Source organism: Citromicrobium bathyomarinum (assembly GCF_021021475.1).
In the GTDB taxonomy this organism is placed as follows: domain Bacteria; phylum Pseudomonadota; class Alphaproteobacteria; order Sphingomonadales; family Sphingomonadaceae; genus Alteriqipengyuania; species Alteriqipengyuania bathyomarina.
In genome coordinates this window covers 115,094-130,330 of sequence record NZ_JAINWL010000003.1, presented here as the reverse complement: position 1 = coordinate 130,330, position 15,237 = coordinate 115,094, and the positions used below count along the sequence as shown (strand labels likewise).

At 64.8% G+C, this 15,237-nt stretch carries 17 protein-coding genes and 1 other RNA gene; 11 read left to right on the top strand and 7 right to left on the bottom strand.

The genetic code is table 11. From position 1 onward, the window contains the following. The first annotated feature begins 51 nt into the window (after nt 1–51). The 3 genes from nhaA (at nt 52) to K7H93_RS12255 (ending at nt 3,509) form a co-directional block, all read left to right on the top strand. Nucleotides 52–1,281, top strand: a complete 1,230-nt coding sequence (gene nhaA, locus K7H93_RS12265) for a Na+/H+ antiporter NhaA (protein ID WP_010239044.1) — start codon at nt 52–54, stop codon at nt 1,279–1,281. Nucleotides 1,282–1,385: 104 nt separating this feature from the next. After that, nucleotides 1,386–2,183, top strand: coding sequence for a metallophosphoesterase family protein (locus tag K7H93_RS12260; protein ID WP_230783867.1), 798 nt, complete (start codon nt 1,386–1,388; stop codon nt 2,181–2,183). A gap of 3 nt (nt 2,184–2,186) precedes the next feature. Beyond that, nucleotides 2,187–3,509 (top strand): UDP-glucose dehydrogenase family protein, encoded by a 1,323-nt coding sequence (locus tag K7H93_RS12255; protein ID WP_230783866.1) that lies wholly within the window; start codon nt 2,187–2,189, stop codon nt 3,507–3,509. A gap of 13 nt (nt 3,510–3,522) precedes the next feature. Here K7H93_RS12255 and rnpB read toward each other — a convergent pair. From rnpB to K7H93_RS12235, 4 genes are all read right to left on the bottom strand, one after another. Then, an RNA gene (rnpB, locus tag K7H93_RS12250) (RNase P RNA component class A) lies at nt 3,523–3,903 on the bottom strand. 50 nt (nt 3,904–3,953) lie between these two features. Further along, on the bottom strand, nt 3,954–4,688 hold the full coding sequence (locus K7H93_RS12245; RefSeq protein WP_420840386.1) for an N-acetylmuramoyl-L-alanine amidase: 735 nt from the start codon (nt 4,686–4,688) through the stop codon (nt 3,954–3,956). Continuing rightward, nucleotides 4,685–5,365 carry a histidine phosphotransferase family protein gene (locus K7H93_RS12240; RefSeq protein WP_054524901.1) on the bottom strand — a complete coding sequence of 227 codons (681 nt, stop codon included), beginning with the start codon at nt 5,363–5,365 and terminating at the stop codon, nt 4,685–4,687. Before K7H93_RS12240 ends, K7H93_RS12245 begins: the two co-directional genes overlap by 4 nt. 129 nt (nt 5,366–5,494) lie before the next feature. Further along, nucleotides 5,495–5,884, bottom strand: a complete 390-nt coding sequence (locus K7H93_RS12235; RefSeq protein ID WP_010239055.1) for a M67 family metallopeptidase — start codon at nt 5,882–5,884, stop codon at nt 5,495–5,497. 114 nt (nt 5,885–5,998) lie between these two features. Between K7H93_RS12235 and K7H93_RS12230 the strand changes: the two genes are divergently transcribed. Beyond that, nucleotides 5,999–6,943, top strand: coding sequence for an RluA family pseudouridine synthase (locus K7H93_RS12230; protein ID WP_230783865.1), 945 nt, complete (start codon nt 5,999–6,001; stop codon nt 6,941–6,943). Nucleotides 6,944–7,077: 134 nt separating this feature from the next. Further along, a complete protein-coding gene (gene rpoH / locus K7H93_RS12225; protein WP_029140561.1) occupies nt 7,078–7,983 on the top strand; it encodes an RNA polymerase sigma factor RpoH in 906 nt (301 codons plus the stop codon). Nucleotides 7,984–8,049: 66 nt separating this feature from the next. Here the strand turns inward: rpoH and K7H93_RS12220 are convergent, their stop codons facing one another. Continuing rightward, nucleotides 8,050–8,793, bottom strand: coding sequence for an SDR family oxidoreductase (locus tag K7H93_RS12220; RefSeq protein ID WP_230783864.1), 744 nt, complete (start codon nt 8,791–8,793; stop codon nt 8,050–8,052). Nucleotides 8,794–8,930: 137 nt separating this feature from the next. On the opposite strand from K7H93_RS12220, the gene mtgA reads away from it, so the two are divergent. From mtgA to K7H93_RS12190, 6 genes are all read left to right on the top strand, one after another. Continuing rightward, nucleotides 8,931–9,602 carry a monofunctional biosynthetic peptidoglycan transglycosylase gene (mtgA, locus tag K7H93_RS12215; RefSeq protein WP_230783863.1) on the top strand — a complete coding sequence of 224 codons (672 nt, stop codon included), beginning with the start codon at nt 8,931–8,933 and terminating at the stop codon, nt 9,600–9,602. Between the two features lie 181 nt (nt 9,603–9,783). Continuing rightward, nucleotides 9,784–10,695 carry a cation diffusion facilitator family transporter gene (locus K7H93_RS12210; protein ID WP_230783862.1) on the top strand — a complete coding sequence of 304 codons (912 nt, stop codon included), beginning with the start codon at nt 9,784–9,786 and terminating at the stop codon, nt 10,693–10,695. Beyond that, nucleotides 10,695–11,420 (top strand): polysaccharide deacetylase family protein, encoded by a 726-nt coding sequence (locus tag K7H93_RS12205; RefSeq protein WP_230783861.1) that lies wholly within the window; start codon nt 10,695–10,697, stop codon nt 11,418–11,420. Before K7H93_RS12210 ends, K7H93_RS12205 begins: the two co-directional genes overlap by 1 nt. Then, a complete protein-coding gene (locus tag K7H93_RS12200) occupies nt 11,417–11,986 on the top strand; it encodes a sigma-70 family RNA polymerase sigma factor (protein WP_230783860.1) in 570 nt (189 codons plus the stop codon). The genes K7H93_RS12205 and K7H93_RS12200 overlap by 4 nt, the downstream gene beginning before the upstream one ends. Next, nucleotides 11,983–12,723, top strand: a complete 741-nt coding sequence (locus K7H93_RS12195) for an anti-sigma factor (protein WP_230783859.1) — start codon at nt 11,983–11,985, stop codon at nt 12,721–12,723. Before K7H93_RS12200 ends, K7H93_RS12195 begins: the two co-directional genes overlap by 4 nt. Before the next feature lie 92 nt (nt 12,724–12,815). Beyond that, entirely contained in the window at nt 12,816–13,412 is a 597-nt protein-coding gene (locus K7H93_RS12190) for a fasciclin domain-containing protein (RefSeq protein ID WP_230783858.1), read from the top strand. 137 nt (nt 13,413–13,549) lie between these two features. Here K7H93_RS12190 and K7H93_RS12185 read toward each other — a convergent pair whose 3' ends face one another. Continuing rightward, nucleotides 13,550–13,894: a hypothetical protein gene (locus tag K7H93_RS12185; protein WP_230783857.1), complete on the bottom strand. Its 345-nt coding sequence runs from the start codon at nt 13,892–13,894 to the stop codon at nt 13,550–13,552. A gap of 14 nt (nt 13,895–13,908) precedes the next feature. After that, nucleotides 13,909–15,183 carry an ATP-dependent Clp protease ATP-binding subunit ClpX gene (clpX, locus tag K7H93_RS12180; protein WP_230783856.1) on the bottom strand — a complete coding sequence of 425 codons (1,275 nt, stop codon included), beginning with the start codon at nt 15,181–15,183 and terminating at the stop codon, nt 13,909–13,911. Nucleotides 15,184–15,237: the final 54 nt, after the last annotated feature.

The following is a 15,237-nucleotide window of genomic DNA, read 5'->3' as shown; positions in this document are numbered from 1 at the left end:
CGAAGCGTTCGGGGCCTTGCAACGCGCGAAAGATTGAGAAAAAGGGGCCCCATGCTCGAACCGATCCGCAAACCGATCCGCCGTGCCATCGCTCCGGTGCGCGCACTCTTCGTCAGCGATGCCTCGGCGGGCGTGCTGCTAATCCTGGTCGCTGCGGCGGCGCTGGTGGTGGCGAACTCGCCTCTGGCGGAAGATTACCACGACCTGCTCTACACCTATTGGTGGCCCAAAGAGGTCTTCTACCTCAACGATTTGCACCTGTGGATCAATGATGGCCTGATGGTCATCTTCTTCTTCGTCGTCGGACTGGAAGTGAAGCGCGAACTGATCGCGGGCGAGCTCTCCAGTGCGGACAAGCGGACCTTGCCGATCATCTCCGCAGGCGCGGGGATGGCGGTGCCGGCCCTGATTTTCGTCAGCATCGCGGGCAGCAATCCGGAGCTGATCCGCGGCTGGGCGATTCCGGCGGCGACCGACATTGCTTTCGCTATGGGTGTTCTCGGCCTGCTCGGCAGCCGCGTCCCCGCCTCGCTGCGCCTGTTCCTGCTGACCGTCGCGATCGTCGACGATATCGGCGCGGTGCTGGTCATCGCGGTGTTCTATACCGCCCATCTGGACGTCATGTGGCTGGCGATTTCGTTCGTCGTCTTCGGCGCGCTGGTCGGCATGAACCGCTTTGGGGTGAAGAGCTTCTGGCCGTTCCTTCTCGGCGCGATCGCGCTGTGGCTGGCCGTCCTGTTCTCCGGCGTTCACGCGACCATCGCGGGCGTGCTGGCCGCGCTGACCATTCCGATGCGCAAGGTCGATGGCCATTCGATGCTGGAGAAGGCCGAGCATGCACTCGCGCCGTGGAGCGCCTATCTGGTGGTGCCCATTTTCGGTTTCGCCAATGCCGGGGTCCACATCCTCGATATGACGGTCGAACAGATTTTCGCGCCCCTCCCGCTTGCGATCGCGACCGGCCTGTTCCTCGGCAAGCAGCTGGGCATTTTCACCATCGTGTTCCTGTCGGTGAAGCTGGGCATCGCGAAGAAACCCGAAAACGCCAACTGGATGGAGATATGGGGGGTCACGATCCTCACGGGGATCGGCTTCACCATGTCGTTGTTCATCAGCGGGCTGGCCTTCGGCAATTCGCAGCTGCTGGTCGATGAGGCGAAGATCGGCATCCTGCTGGGTTCGATTATCTCGGCGATTATCGGCTATGTCGCGCTGCGCCTGACCACGCAGCACCCCGAAGAGGCGAAGGTCTACGAGGAGGCGCGTCAGGCAAAGCCCTGACCGGCAGCGCTTGCGGTCGCAGCGGCTAGGGCCTATCTCGCGGCCCATCCGGGCACGGCACAAGGCGCGCGCTCGCGATCGCGTTCACCATTACCGATAAAGCGATGCTAAACCCCCTTCGTACCCTCTTTCGCAAAGCGCCAGCGGCCCCCAGCGCCTCTACGCCTCCGGGCGAGCGCTTCTACGCGATTGGCGACATCCACGGGTGCGATCGGCTGTTCGAAGCGCTGATCGAAGCGATCGAGGCAGACGATGCCCAGGCACCCGAGGCGAAGACCACGGTGGTTCTGCTGGGCGATCTGGTCGACCGGGGGCCCGGCAGCGCGCAGGTGATCGACACCGCTCGGGCTTGGGGCAAACGGCGCAAGGTCCGCTATCTGGCGGGCAATCACGAGGAAATGTTTCTCGAAAGCTTCGAGGATCGCGAGGTGCTCAAGCACTTCCTCAAGCATGGCGGGCGCGAGACGATCCTGAGCTACGGGATCTCCAAATCCGAGTACAACGATCTGGAAGTCGACCAGCTGCGCAAGCGTCTCCACACGCTTGTGCCGAAGAAACATCGCGATTTTCTGGCCAGCTTCGAAGAAATCATCGTCGCGGGCGATTACGCCTTCGTCCACGCAGGGGTTAATCCGAAACAGGCGCTGGACGACCAGAAGCGCAAGGATCTGCTGTGGATTCGCGAACGCTTTCTCGCGCACGGCGAACCGTTCGAAAAAGTCATCGTCCACGGGCACACGATCTTCGAAGATGTCGAACAGCGGCCCAACCGCATCGGCATCGACACCGGTGCTTTCCGCTACGGGCGCCTGACGGCGCTGGTGCTGGACGGTGAAACGCGCCGCTATATTCAGGCAGTCGATCGCGACGGAGATATCGCGATCGAACAATGGGATGATTAAGCCATGAAAATCGCAATGGTCGGCTCGGGCTATGTCGGCCTGGTCTCGGGTGCCTGCTTTGCCGATTTCGGCCATGACGTGGTCTGCATCGACAAGGACGAGGACAAGATCCAGCGGCTGCGCGAAGGCATCATGCCGATCTACGAGCCGGGCCTGGACGATCTGGTCGACAAGAATGCGAAGGCGGGCCGCCTGTCCTTCACCACCGATCTGGCCGAAGGCATTGCCGGTGCGGGCGCGATCTTCATCGCGGTCGGCACGCCCAGCCGCCGGGGCGATGGCCATGCGGACCTCTCCTTCGTCTACGCCGTCGCGCGCGAGATTGGCGAATCGCTGACCAACGACGCGGTCGTGGTGACCAAGTCGACCGTTCCCGTGGGGACCGGCGACGAGGTCGAACGGATCCTCTCGCAGAGCCCCGCCGTGACCGAGCGCGGGCTGAAGGTGGCGGTGGTCTCCAACCCCGAATTCCTGCGCGAAGGTGCCGCGATCGGCGATTTCAAGCGGCCCGACCGCATCGTCATCGGGGCCGAGGACGATTTCGGGCGCGAGGTGATGCACGAAGTGTATCGCCCGCTGTTCCTCAACGAATCGCCGATCCTGTTCGTCGGGCGGCGCACCAGCGAGCTGATCAAGTACGCCGCCAACGCCTTCCTCGCGACCAAGATCACCTTCATCAACGAGATCTCCGACCTGTGCGAGAAGGTCGGCGCGAACGTGCAGGACGTTGCCCGCGGGATCGGGATGGACAACCGGATCGGCTCCAAGTTCCTTCACGCCGGGCCCGGCTACGGCGGCTCGTGCTTCCCCAAGGATACGCTCGCGCTGCTCAAGACCGCCGAGGATTACGAGAGCCCGGTGCGGATCGTCGAGGCGGTGGTGAAGGTCAACGACACCCGCAAGCGCGCGATGGGCCGCAAGGTGATCGACGCACTTGGAGGCCTCGACGCCGCGCGAGGCAAGCGGGTCGCGATGCTGGGTCTGACCTTCAAGCCCAATACCGACGACATGCGCGATTCCCCTGCGATCGGCGTTGCCCAGGCGCTGGTCGACGCCGGTGTCTCCGTCGCCGCCTACGATCCGGAAGGCATGGAGCAGGCCCGCCCGCTGATGCCCGAGGTCGAGATGAAGGACGATCCCTACGCCGCGATCGAGGGTGCCGATGCGGTCGTCATCGTGACCGAGTGGAACGTGTTCCGCGCGCTCGACCTCAACCGGGTCAAGCAGCTCGCCAAGGCCCCCGTGTTGGTCGACCTGCGCAACATCTACAAGCCTTCCGACATGCGCGAGGCAGGGTTCGAGTACACCAGCGTCGGGCGCGAATAGCGCCGGAGCAGGAGTTGCCAGGAGGCCTGTAAGCCGGGTTCTGTACCCGTCTTGCGACGGGTGGCAGCCATTCATCTAGACCGCCTGTTGCCAGACGGTTCGAGCAGCCAACCCGGACCCTCAAGAGCGAAGCGCTCCTGCCACGAATGGCGCGGGGTCCCTATTCGGCCTTGCTCCGGGTGGGGTTTGCCATGACGGGATCTGTTACCAGGCCCCCGGTGCGCTCTTACCGCACCCTTTCACCCTTGCCCGCTCCTGTGCAGGAACGTCGGCGGTTTGCTCTCTGTGGCACTTTCCCTGTGGTCGCCCACGGCGGGCGTTACCCGCCACCCTTACTTCGTGGAGCCCGGACTTTCCTCGGTGCTTGTCGCAACGCGGCTGCCCGGCCTCCTGGCGCGGCCGATATAGCGCTCAAATCGCGAATAGATAGACCACAGCGCCTGACTAGCGCGCCAGCCCGCGGTCGCGGTCGAGCAGCAGCTGGAACAGGATCGCGCGGATCTCGCCGTCGATCACGCCGTCGATCAGTTCGGGCCGCCAGCGCCGCTGGAACGCCTCGACCACCTTGCGCCCGTCGCTGATGTCGTAACCGAACCGCTCCAGCGCGAGGTAGAAGGCACCGTCATTGTCGAACGGATCGCCCAGCTCCAGCTTGGTCGGGCGCGGCAGGCACAGGCCCAGCTTCGCAATCCGCGCCCACGGGAACAGCTCGCCGGGGTCGGTCTTGCGCTGCGGAGCAACGTCCGAATGGCCGACTACATTGGCGCGAGGGATGTCGTAACGCTCCACGATCCGCGCCAGTAGGGGCACCAGCGCGGCGATCTGCGCATCGGCGAATTCGCGGTAGCCATAGGCGTGGCCCGGATGATCGAGCTCGATCCCGACGCTGACCGTGTTCACATCGGTCTCGCCCCGCCAGTAGGAGACGCCCGCGTGCCATGCGCGCTTCTCCTCGGGCACCAGCCGGGTCACCTCGCCCGCTTCGCTGATGATGTAGTGCGCGGAAACCTTGGCCTCCGGGTCGGTCAGCCGCTCGATCGCGGCGTCCGCACCTTCCATCTCGGTATAGTGGAGCACGACCATCGAGACGGGCGCATTACGCTCGTCGTAATTGGGCGAGAGCCGCTCGGCATGGACCAGTTCGTCCATCCCCCCCTCGTCGTGCTCCGCCCCGCTCATCCCGCATACGCCGGAGTATTGGAGCCCCCATTGGGAAGCGTCGCGCCCATCAGCAGCGTGCCTACCTCGGCATGTGTCTGGATCAGCCCGCCCTCCTTGTCGGCCAGCATCGCCAGCAGATGTGCAGGCGCGGTGCGCCCGGTCAGCTCGGCCGGGTCCATCCGGCCGCCCAGCGCGTCGCCGATCACCGGATCGAACGCGATCTTGGGGCCCGCCGCGCGCACCACGATCTCGGTCGCGTCGTCGCGGACTTCGATGCCCACATCCAGCGTGCCGCCGCGCACCAGCGCGTCCAGCCCGATATTCGCGAGGTTCAGCATCACCTTGGCCGCGGATTTCGACACGCTCGCCGCCTCGATCGCCCAGTTGAGCTCGACCCGCTTGGCATCGGCGGCCAGCGTCTCGATCACCGCCTTGGGTTCATCGATCGACACCTGTTCGCCGAACCCGCCCGCCGCCCCGAAGGCGAGGCGGAAGAACTTGAGCTTGGCCGCGCTGGTCCGCGCGCTCTGCTCCAGCAGCTCGAAACAGCGCTGGCGCATCTGCGGGTCTTTCTCGTCCGCGAGCAGCTCCAGCCCGTTGGTCAGCGCGCCTACGGGGCTGAGCATGTCGTGGCACAGGCGCGAACACAGCTGGCTGGCGAGCAGCAGCGGATCGGTTTCGTCGATACCGCTCATCCCCGGCCTCCCGCATGCATTGCCCTGACACACCTGACACACAGTCCAGGGAGAGAAAACCTGCCCTGTTTCACGGGTGAAAAGAGCGGCGTCGGATCGGTGGGTGCGCGATTGGTCATCGCCGCCTGCCTAGCGCGGTGCGACTGCGTAGGAAAGCGCCACGAATCCCTCTTCCCCATCCCTGAAAAAGCGGACTTCGCGGCCCGCGACGATCGCCCAGACCCGCCCGTCATGCGCGGCGCTGGCACGGTCGGTGGCGGACGGGGTCGGATCGCCCGTGGGGTGCGAGTGATAATAGCCGATCACCTGCGGCCCTGCGCCCCGCGCAGCCTTGTGCGCGGCGATCAGCGCGTGCGGATCGATCTCGAAATGGCGCGATGGATCGGGGTGGACATTGGCGGTGGGTTGGGCGTGCGTGATCGTCGTGCCTTCGCCTAGCAACAGCCCGCAGCATTCGTGCGGATGGGCATCGCTCGCAGCTGCGAGGAGGTGGTCGAGGCACTGGCGTTGGATGATCACCTTGCCCCAATACAGTCTTTCCCGCGAAGGCGGGAATCCCGCTTGTGTCGATATGCGCAGGGTTAGCGGGGCCCCCGCCTTCGCGGGGGTGACGAAATGAGCTAGGGGGCGCTGGTGTCCACACCCGAAACCCTCACCGGCACCATCCCCGCCCCCACCCGTCTCGACAAGGCGCTGGCCGACGCCACCGATCTTTCGCGGGAGCGGATCAAGGGGCTGATCGCGGATGGGCAGGTGAGCGTGGGCGGCAAGCGCGCGACATCGCCTTCCGCCAAGGTTGCGGCGGGAACGCCCTTCACCATCGCCCTGCCCGCCCCCACCCCGCTGGAGGCGGAGCCGCAGGACATCCCGCTGGTCGTCGCGTACGAGGACGAACATCTGATCGTGGTCGACAAGCCTGCGGGCATGGTCGTGCACCCGGCGGCGGGCAATCGCGACGGCACGCTGGTCAACGCGCTGCTCTATCACTGCCGGGGGCAGCTTTCGGGGATCAACGGGGTCGAACGGCCCGGAATCGTCCACCGGATCGACAAGGATACCTCCGGCCTGCTGGTGGTCGCCAAGACCGACGCCGCGCATGAAGGCCTGGCCCGGCAGTTCGCCGATCACAGCATCTCGCGCCGCTATACCGCAGTGTGCGCAGGGCAGCCCCGGCCTGCCGAAGGGACGATCGACGCACGCCTTGGCCGGTCGGACCGCGATCGCAAGAAAATGGCCGTGCTCGACCCCCAATCGACCCGCGGGAAGCACGCGGTGACGCATTATCGCACAACCAAAACTTTCGGTGTAGCAAGCATTCTTGAATGCCGGCTGGAGACCGGGCGCACCCACCAGGTTCGCGTTCACTGTGCGTCAATCGGTCATCCGCTATTGGGGGACCCACAATATGGACGCGATCCCAAGGCCTTGCGGCCGATCCTCGAGAAACTGGCGTTCCGCCGGCAGGCGCTCCACGCAGCCAGCCTCGGCTTCATCCATCCCGCAACCGGCGAACGGCTCGAATTTCAGGCCGACCTGCCCCGGGACATGGGGGAACTGATCGACGAAATCGCTCGTTGAAATCGATGAACACAACTCGAAAAATTCCGGGAAGTGGCCTATATGAAGAGGTGTGGCCCAAGCATCCCGAATGCCCAGCAGGGGTTCGGGGCCCAAACGGGGGGATGGGCTGACACAGAAAGGTTAGGGACGAAGTGAGTAAAAGCAAGGCAGTAGCCATTCCGGCCCTCGGCGGCGAGCAAAGCCTCAACCGCTATTTGTCGGAAATCAAGAAATTCCCCGTGCTGACGGCGGAGCAGGAATACATGCTCGCCAAACGCTACGAAGAGCACGAAGACCCTGAGGCTGCGGCCCAGCTGGTCTCGAGCCACCTGCGGCTCGTCGCGAAGATCGCGATGGGGTATCGCGGCTATGGCCTGCCCGTGTCCGACCTGATTTCCGAAGGGAACGTCGGCCTGATGCAGGGCGTCAAGAAATTCGAACCCGATCGTGGTTTCCGCCTGGCAACCTATGCGATGTGGTGGATCAAGGCGAGCATCCAGGAATATATCCTGCGTTCGTGGAGCCTGGTGAAAATGGGCACAACCGCCGCGCAGAAGAAGCTGTTCTTCAACCTGCGGCGGATGAAGAAGAACCTCGACGCGTACGAGGACACCGATCTGCATCCCGACGATGTGAAGAAGATCGCAACCGATCTCGGCGTGCCCGAGCAGGAAGTGATCAACATGAACCGCCGGATGCTGATGGGCGGCGACAGCTCGCTCAACGTGTCGATGCGCGGGGACGAGGAAAACGCCAGCCAGTGGCAGGACTGGCTGACCGACGATCGCCCGTTGCAGGACGAAACCACCGCCGACACGCAGGAGGCGCAGGTGCGCCACGCCATGCTGCTGGAAGCGATGGATTCGCTCAATGATCGCGAGAAGCACATCCTGACCGAACGCCGTCTGACCGAAGACCCGCAGACGCTCGAAGAGCTGAGCAAGGTCTACGACGTGTCGCGCGAACGCATCCGCCAGATCGAGGTGCGCGCGTTCGAGAAGCTGCAGAAGGCGATGCAGCGCATCGCGAGCGAGAAGCTGATGCCCGTCGCGGCCTGACGCCCTCGCATTGCGGCACCCGAACAAGACGCCGCCCCGCCATCGTGCAGGGCGGCGTTTTTCGTGTCAGCGGTTGGCGAGCATCTCCATGAACTCGCCGACCTTGCCGTCCTTCTCGGCATTACGGAACGGGCGGACGAACTCGACGCATACTTCCTCAGGCGTCGGCTGCTGCTGGAACAGCGTCATCACTTCTTCGATATAGGCGTCGAGCGGCATGTACCCCTCGCGCTCCGACTGGCCCGGGGTCAGCTCGGTCTGCACGCCCGGCGGGGCCAGCTCGATCACCTCGATGCTGCCCTTGAGCTGCTGGCGCAGCGACAGCGTGTAGCTGTGCAGCGCCGCCTTGGTCGCGGAATAGGTCGCGGCCTTGGGCTGCGGCACGAAGGCGAGGCCCGAGGTGACGTTGACGATGACCGGGTTCTCGCGGGTCTTGAGATGGTCGACCAGCGCATCGGTCAACCGGATCGGACCTAGCAGGTTGATCGTCACTTCCGCAGTGGCATCGCCGATATCGCGCGAGGCGGTGATGTCCTCGTACTTCATGATCCCGGCATTGTTGAACACCGCGTTGAGCTGGGGGAAGCGTTCGACCACTTCCTTCGCAAAGCGCTCCACCTCGCCCGGCTGCGCCACGTCGAGCGTCATCGCGTGGATGTTGTCGTAGCCCTCCGCAGTCTCCTCCAGAGCATCGCGCGTGCGCCCGGCGACGATCACCGTGTTGCCCAGATCGTGCCACCGCCGCGCCAGCTCGCGCCCGATGCCGCTGCCGCCGCCGGTGATGAGGATGGTGTTGCCCGATAGTTTCATAGCACGATCGCCTTTCATGGATTGCAGACCTGCCATGTAGGTCGCGCGCGCGGCTGCGGGAGGGGGCGATGCGGATTTGCGGGCCACGCGTACGCGGGTGATTGTCGCCTTGCGGCGCACCCTCTAGATAGCCGATCGTGTTTTTTCGTGCCTTCCAGATCCTGGCCGCGTTGATAGCGACCTTCATCGGGCTGAGCCTGTTCCTCACGCTCGCCTTCCGTTTCGTGCCCGTGCCCGTCACCTGGACGATGATCCTGGACGAGAACGGCTACACCAAGGACTGGCGCAGCCTCGACAATATCGACCGCAGCCTGGTGCGCGCGGTGATCGCGTCGGAGGACCAGAATTTCTGCGAGCACAACGGGTTCGACTACGCCGCGCTGCAGGCCGCGATGGAGAACAACATGAAGGGCGGCAAGCTGCGCGGCGGCTCCACCATCAGCCAGCAGACCGCCAAGAACGTGTTCCTGTGGCAGGGGGGCGGCTTCTTCCGCAAGGGGCTGGAGGCGTGGTTCACCGTGCTGATCGAGCGGCTGTGGACCAAGCGGCGGATCATGGAGGTGTACCTCAACGTCGCCGAGACAGGCATCGGCACCTATGGCGCGCAAACCGGGTCGCTGCGCTATTTCGGGCACGGTGCCGACCGGCTGAGCAATAGCGAGGCGGCGCGCATGGCGGTCGCCCTGCCCAGCCCCAAGAAGCGCGAGGTCAAGAACCCGCAGGGCTGGCTGCGCCGCCACGGCGACCGGACCGCGCGCGCGATCGGCACCATGGCGCGCGAAGGGCTGGACTCCTGTGTCTATCAATAGCGGTTCGCGAATAGCTGGCACTTTCAGCGACTTGGGCGCTTTCGGCGTCGCTGTGGGTTCTTCGATCTTGTCGAATGATATTCCATATCTAGCTGATTTTGCGAGATTTTTCTTGCTTGAAGGCGAAAGCTCCGCCTAGTCCGCCGATGGCAGAGAGAGCCGGCAGAAGGGCAATCGATCGATGGGTCACGATCATTCTCACGACCATGCGCACGGGCACGGGCATTCCCACGCGCCAGCCGATTTCGGGCGCGCCTTTGCGATCGGGGTTGCGCTCAACACCGTGTTCGTCGTGGTCGAGGCGAGCTTCGGCTATATCTCCGGCTCGATGGCGCTGGTCGCGGATGCGGGCCATAACCTGTCCGATGTGCTCGGCCTGCTGATCGCCTGGGGGGCGAGCGCGGCGGCCAAGCGGCCGCCCTCCCCGCGCTTCACCTACGGCCTTAAAAGCTCCACGATCCTCGCCGCGCTGGCCAATGCCGCGCTGCTGATGATCGCCATCGGCGCGATCCTGTTCGAGACGGTCGACCGGCTGATGAACCCGGTCGAGCCAGAAGGCTGGACGATGATCTGGGTCGCCGGCGTGGGCATCGTCATCAACACCGCGACCGCGCTGCTGTTCGTCAGCGGGCGCAAGGACGATCTCAACATCCAGGGCGCGTTCCTGCACATGGCGGCGGACGCGCTGGTTTCGGTCGGCGTGGTCATTGCCGGCGTCGCGATCCTGCTGACCGGCGCGGTGTGGCTCGATCCCGTCACCAGCCTCGTGATCCTCGCCGTGATCGGCTGGGGCACCTGGGGCCTCGCGCGCGACAGCCTGAAGCTGGGCCTCAACGCCGTTCCCGAAGGGGTGGACGAATCCGCAGTGCGCGCCACGCTGGAAAGCGAGCCCGGCGTCACCGAGGTGCACGACCTGCATATCTGGCCCATGTCGACCACCGAGACCGCGCTGACCGCGCATCTGGTGATGCCCGAGGGCCATCCTGGCGACGCCTTCCTCGCTCTGGTCGCGCAGCGGCTCGCCCATGAGCACAAGATCGGCCATACCACCTTGCAGATCGAGCGGACGCGCAACTGCGAGGGTGGGTGTTGATGGGAAGAAAGCTTGTTGTCTGGGGCGGTTTGGGAATCGTCGCCGTCCTGGCCCTGCTGGTCGGCCTCAACAGCCTATCCAAAGCCCCGTGCTTGCAACTTGTCGGCGATCTGACCTGCCGGGTCGAGACCGACGACAAGATCGTCGCCCTGACCTTCGACGATGGCCCGACGCCGCGCGGAGTTGCTGCCGTGTTGCCGATCCTCGACCGGTACGATGCCAGGGCCACCTTCTTCCTGATCGGCGAAGACCTGAAACGTCACCCGCAGGCCGCGCGCCAGATCCTTGCTGCGGGTCACGAACTCGGCAACCACACCTACAGCCACCAGCGCAATGTCGGCCGGTCCCGGGCGTTCTATCGCGAGGAACTCGGCAAGACCCGGCAGTTGCTGCGTGCCGTGGGATCGGACAGCGACCTGTTTCGCCCGCCCTATGGCCGCAAGCTGGTGGGCCTGCCGCTTGAAGTGGAGCGTGCGGGGTTGAAGACGATCACCTGGGATGTCGCGGACCGGGCCGAAGAGTTCCCCGAACCGGCGGACTACGCCCGCGACATCGTGGAGCGGGCGCGCCCCGGATCGATCATCCTGATCCACCCGATGTATCGCGGCAACGCGACCGCGCGCGAAGCTCTGCCGATGAATCTGGCCCAGTTGCGCGATCGCGGATATGACATCGTCACCGTGAGCGAACTTTTGAACCACCAGTCCTCTGCGTCGCCGCAATGACACCGGCCAGCCCAGAACGCCGCGAGCAGCTGAAGGCGGCCATGCTCCGCCTGTCGAAGGGCGACCGCGATGCCCTCGAAGTGGTCTATCGCCTCACCAGCGTGAAGCTTTTCGGCATTTGCCTGCGTATCTTGGGGGACAGGAAAGAAGCCGAAGACGCCTTGCAGGACGTTTACATCACCCTCTGGCGCAATGCCGCCCGCTACGACGCGAAGCGCGGGAGCCCGATCGCGTGGCTGGCAACCTTTGCGCGCAACCGCGCGGTCGACCGGCTGCGCACGGGCAAGGTGCGGCGCGGCGCGGTGCCGGTGGAAGCGGCGGCAGAGCTGCCCGATGGCGACCCGTCCGCCGACGATCTGCTGATCGATGCGGAGAGAGCCGCGCGGGTCCACGCCTGCCTAGACGCGCTCGACGAGCCGCAGCGCGGGGCGATCCGCACCGCCTTTCTCGAAGGGCGCACCTATGCCGAGCTGGCGGAGCACAACAATGTTCCGCTGGGAACGATGAAAAGCTGGATCCGGCGCGGCCTGCTGAAGCTGCGCACCTGCATGGAGGGCGGTGAATGAGCACGCCCGGACACGATATGCCCGAACTCTCCGGCGACGACCTGCTCGCTGCGGAATACGCGATGGGTCTGCTGGAAGGCGAAGACCTGCTCGCAGTGCGCGGTCGCATGGCGTGCGAACCTGCGTTTGCCGGGCTGGTCGCGCAATGGGAATCGCGGCTGGCCCCGCTGCTGGACGAACCTGCGCGCGCCGCCCCTTCGCCCGAGGTGTGGAGCCGGATCGCAGGCGAGCTGGAGGAGCGGGACGAGGCACCCAGCCCCGTGGTTCTGCTCCAGCGCCGGGTCGCGGTGTGGCAGCGAATCGCCGCCGGCAGCGCGGTCGCGGCGGTTGCTGCGGTCGCCCTGCTGTTCGTGCCATTGGGCAACACGCCTGCGCCTGATCCTGCGACCGATGCGCCGCCACTGGTCGCCTCGATCCCGATTGCCGACACTCCGCTGCGCATCGGCGTGACCTTCCTTCCCGAGCGCGAGGAACTGCTGGTCGCCGCCGATGGCCTGACCGCCGACGGGGTCCATGACCATGAGCTTTGGCTGATGCCGCCGGGCGAAGGCGCGCAACCGCAATCGTTGGGCGTCGTCGCGCCCGGCACGCAGGAACGCGTGTCGCTCGACCCTTCGCTTGCAGGCGCGATGCGGCAGGGTGCGCAGATCCTGCTCAGCCAGGAACCGCTCGGCGGCGCGCCGGACAAGTCCGCGCCGGGGCCGGTGGTGGCCCAGGGAACTCTGGCGAAAACCTGAGCGCAAAAAGATTTCCGGCGCGCGCTGCATCCGTGGCGCGAGCCGCCTCGTAACTCCTCACCGACGGGAAAACGGAAATGAGGAGATCGACGATGTTCGCCAAGAAAACTCAAGCTGCCCTTATGCTTGCTGCCAGTGCTGCCCTGCTGGGCGCATGCGCTTCCTACGATATGGACGAGGGCCAGATGGCCAGCGCCAGTGCCGATACGACGGTGATGGTGGGCGGTGCGGCGATGTATCCCACGCGCAATATCATCGAAAACGCGGTCAATTCGAAGGATCACACCACGCTGGTCGCCGCCGTGAAGGCTGCCGGGCTGGTTGATACGCTGTCCGGCCCCGGCCCCTTCACCGTGTTCGCGCCCACCAATGCTGCTTTTGCGAAGCTGCCTGCTGGCACGGTCGACACGCTGCTGAAGCCCGAGAACAAGGCGATGCTGATCAAGATTCTGACCTATCACGTGGTCCCGGGCCGTGTGTCGGCCAGCGATCTGATGATGAAGATCAAGCAGGGCGGCGGCACGGCCAAGCTGACCACCGTTGAGGGCGGCACGCTGACCGCGCACATGATGGGCGGCAAGGTGATGCTGGTCGATGAAAAGGGCGGCATGGCCACTGTCACGCAGGCCGACGTATTCCAGTCCAACGGCGTGATCCATGTGACCGACACGGTATCGATGCCGAACTGATCTTCTTCCTCCCCTAGCGGCACCGGCAAGCGCACCCCCGCTATCCAGCACCGGTGTCGCACCAGGGCCCCGCTCGGCACTACCTCCTGCCGGGCGGGGTTTTTCTTTGCCGGTTTCCGTTACTGGGCCGGTTTTCGTTACGGGCGGTGCTGCGTCCGCGCCCAGCGCTCGACGAGCCAGATCAGCAGCAGCTGCAGCGCCGGACAGAACGCACCGATCGCAAGGAAAGCCACCGCCGGGTTTCCGTTTGCAGGAAGGAAAGCGAGAGAAAGGCCCGTCAGGGCGAGGAGCAGGACTCCCAGCCACGGCGTAAAATACAAAAACAGCCGGCGCGGACCAAAATAGGTCGGTTCGCCAGCAAGCGGAAATTGCCAGGGAATGCGCTCGAAGCGCGCCAGGCGTCGATCCGCCCGGCGCGCCAGAACGAAGGTTGCAAGGCAGCAGACAAGCGCGAAAACAACCGAAGCAATCAGCGCGCCCATCTAGGCCTGCAATCCTATGCGGCGTCCGACGCGGTGCGCTTGCTGCCTTCGCCGTCGAACACGCGGATCGGATCCTTCCGGCCTTCGACCACGTCCTTGTCGATCACGACTTCGTTGCAGCCTTCGAGATCGGGCAGGTCGTACATCGTGTCGAGCAGCAGGCCTTCCACGATCGAACGCAAGCCGCGGGCACCGGTCTTGCGCTTGATCGCACGTTCGGCAATCGCCCGCAGTGCCTCGTCGTTGAAGGTCAGTTCCACGCCTTCCAGCTCGAACAGCTTGGCGTACTGCTTGACGATCGCGTTCTTGGGCTCCTGCAGGATCGTGACCAGCGCATCGACATCGAGGTCGTGCAGCGAGGCGATCACCGGCAGGCGGCCGACGAATTCGGGGATCAGCCCGAACTTGAGCAGATCTTCCGGCTCGCTCTTTTCGAGCAGTTCGCCAATCCGGCGCTTGTCCGGGTCGGCGACATGCGCGCCGAAGCCGATCGAGCGCTTCTGCAAACGGTCGCCGATGATCTTGTCGAGCCCGGCGAAGGCACCGCCGCAGATGAACAGGATGTTCGTCGTGTCGACCTGCAGGAATTCCTGCTGCGGATGCTTGCGCCCGCCCTGCGGCGGCACGCTGGCAGTGGTGCCTTCCATCAGCTTGAGCAGTGCCTGCTGCACGCCCTCGCCCGACACGTCGCGGGTGATGGAGGGGTTTTCCGCCTTGCGGGTGATCTTGTCGATCTCGTCGATATAGACGATCCCGTGCTGCGCCTTCTCGACATTGTAGTCCGACGCCTGGAGCAGCTTGAGGATGATGTTCTCCACATCCTCGCCCACGTAGCCCGCTTCGGTCAGCGTGGTCGCGTCGGCCATCGTGAAGGGCACGTCGAAGGTGCGCGCCAGCGTCTGCGCGAGCAGCGTCTTGCCCGAACCGGTCGGACCGACCAGCAGGATGTTGGACTTCGCCAGTTCGACGTCGCCCTGCTTGCCCGCGTGCTTCAGACGCTTGTAGTGGTTGTGCACCGCGACCGAGAGCACGCGCTTCGCGCGTTCCTGCCCGATCACGTAATCGTTGAGCGTGGCGCAGATTTCGGACGGGGTCGGCACTTCGCCTTCCTTGCGCCCGGTCAGCCCGGCCTTGGTTTCCTCGCGAATAATGTCGTTGCACAGCTCGACACACTCATCGCAGATGAAAACGGTCGGCCCGGCGATCAGCTTGCGCACCTCATGCTGCGATTTGCCGCAGAAGCTGCAATACAGCGTGCTTTTGCTATCCGTTCCGCTCAATTTACTCATAATCCTGCTATCCTCGAATCCCCGCAGCTGCGGAGAACCTTACGAATGTAACTT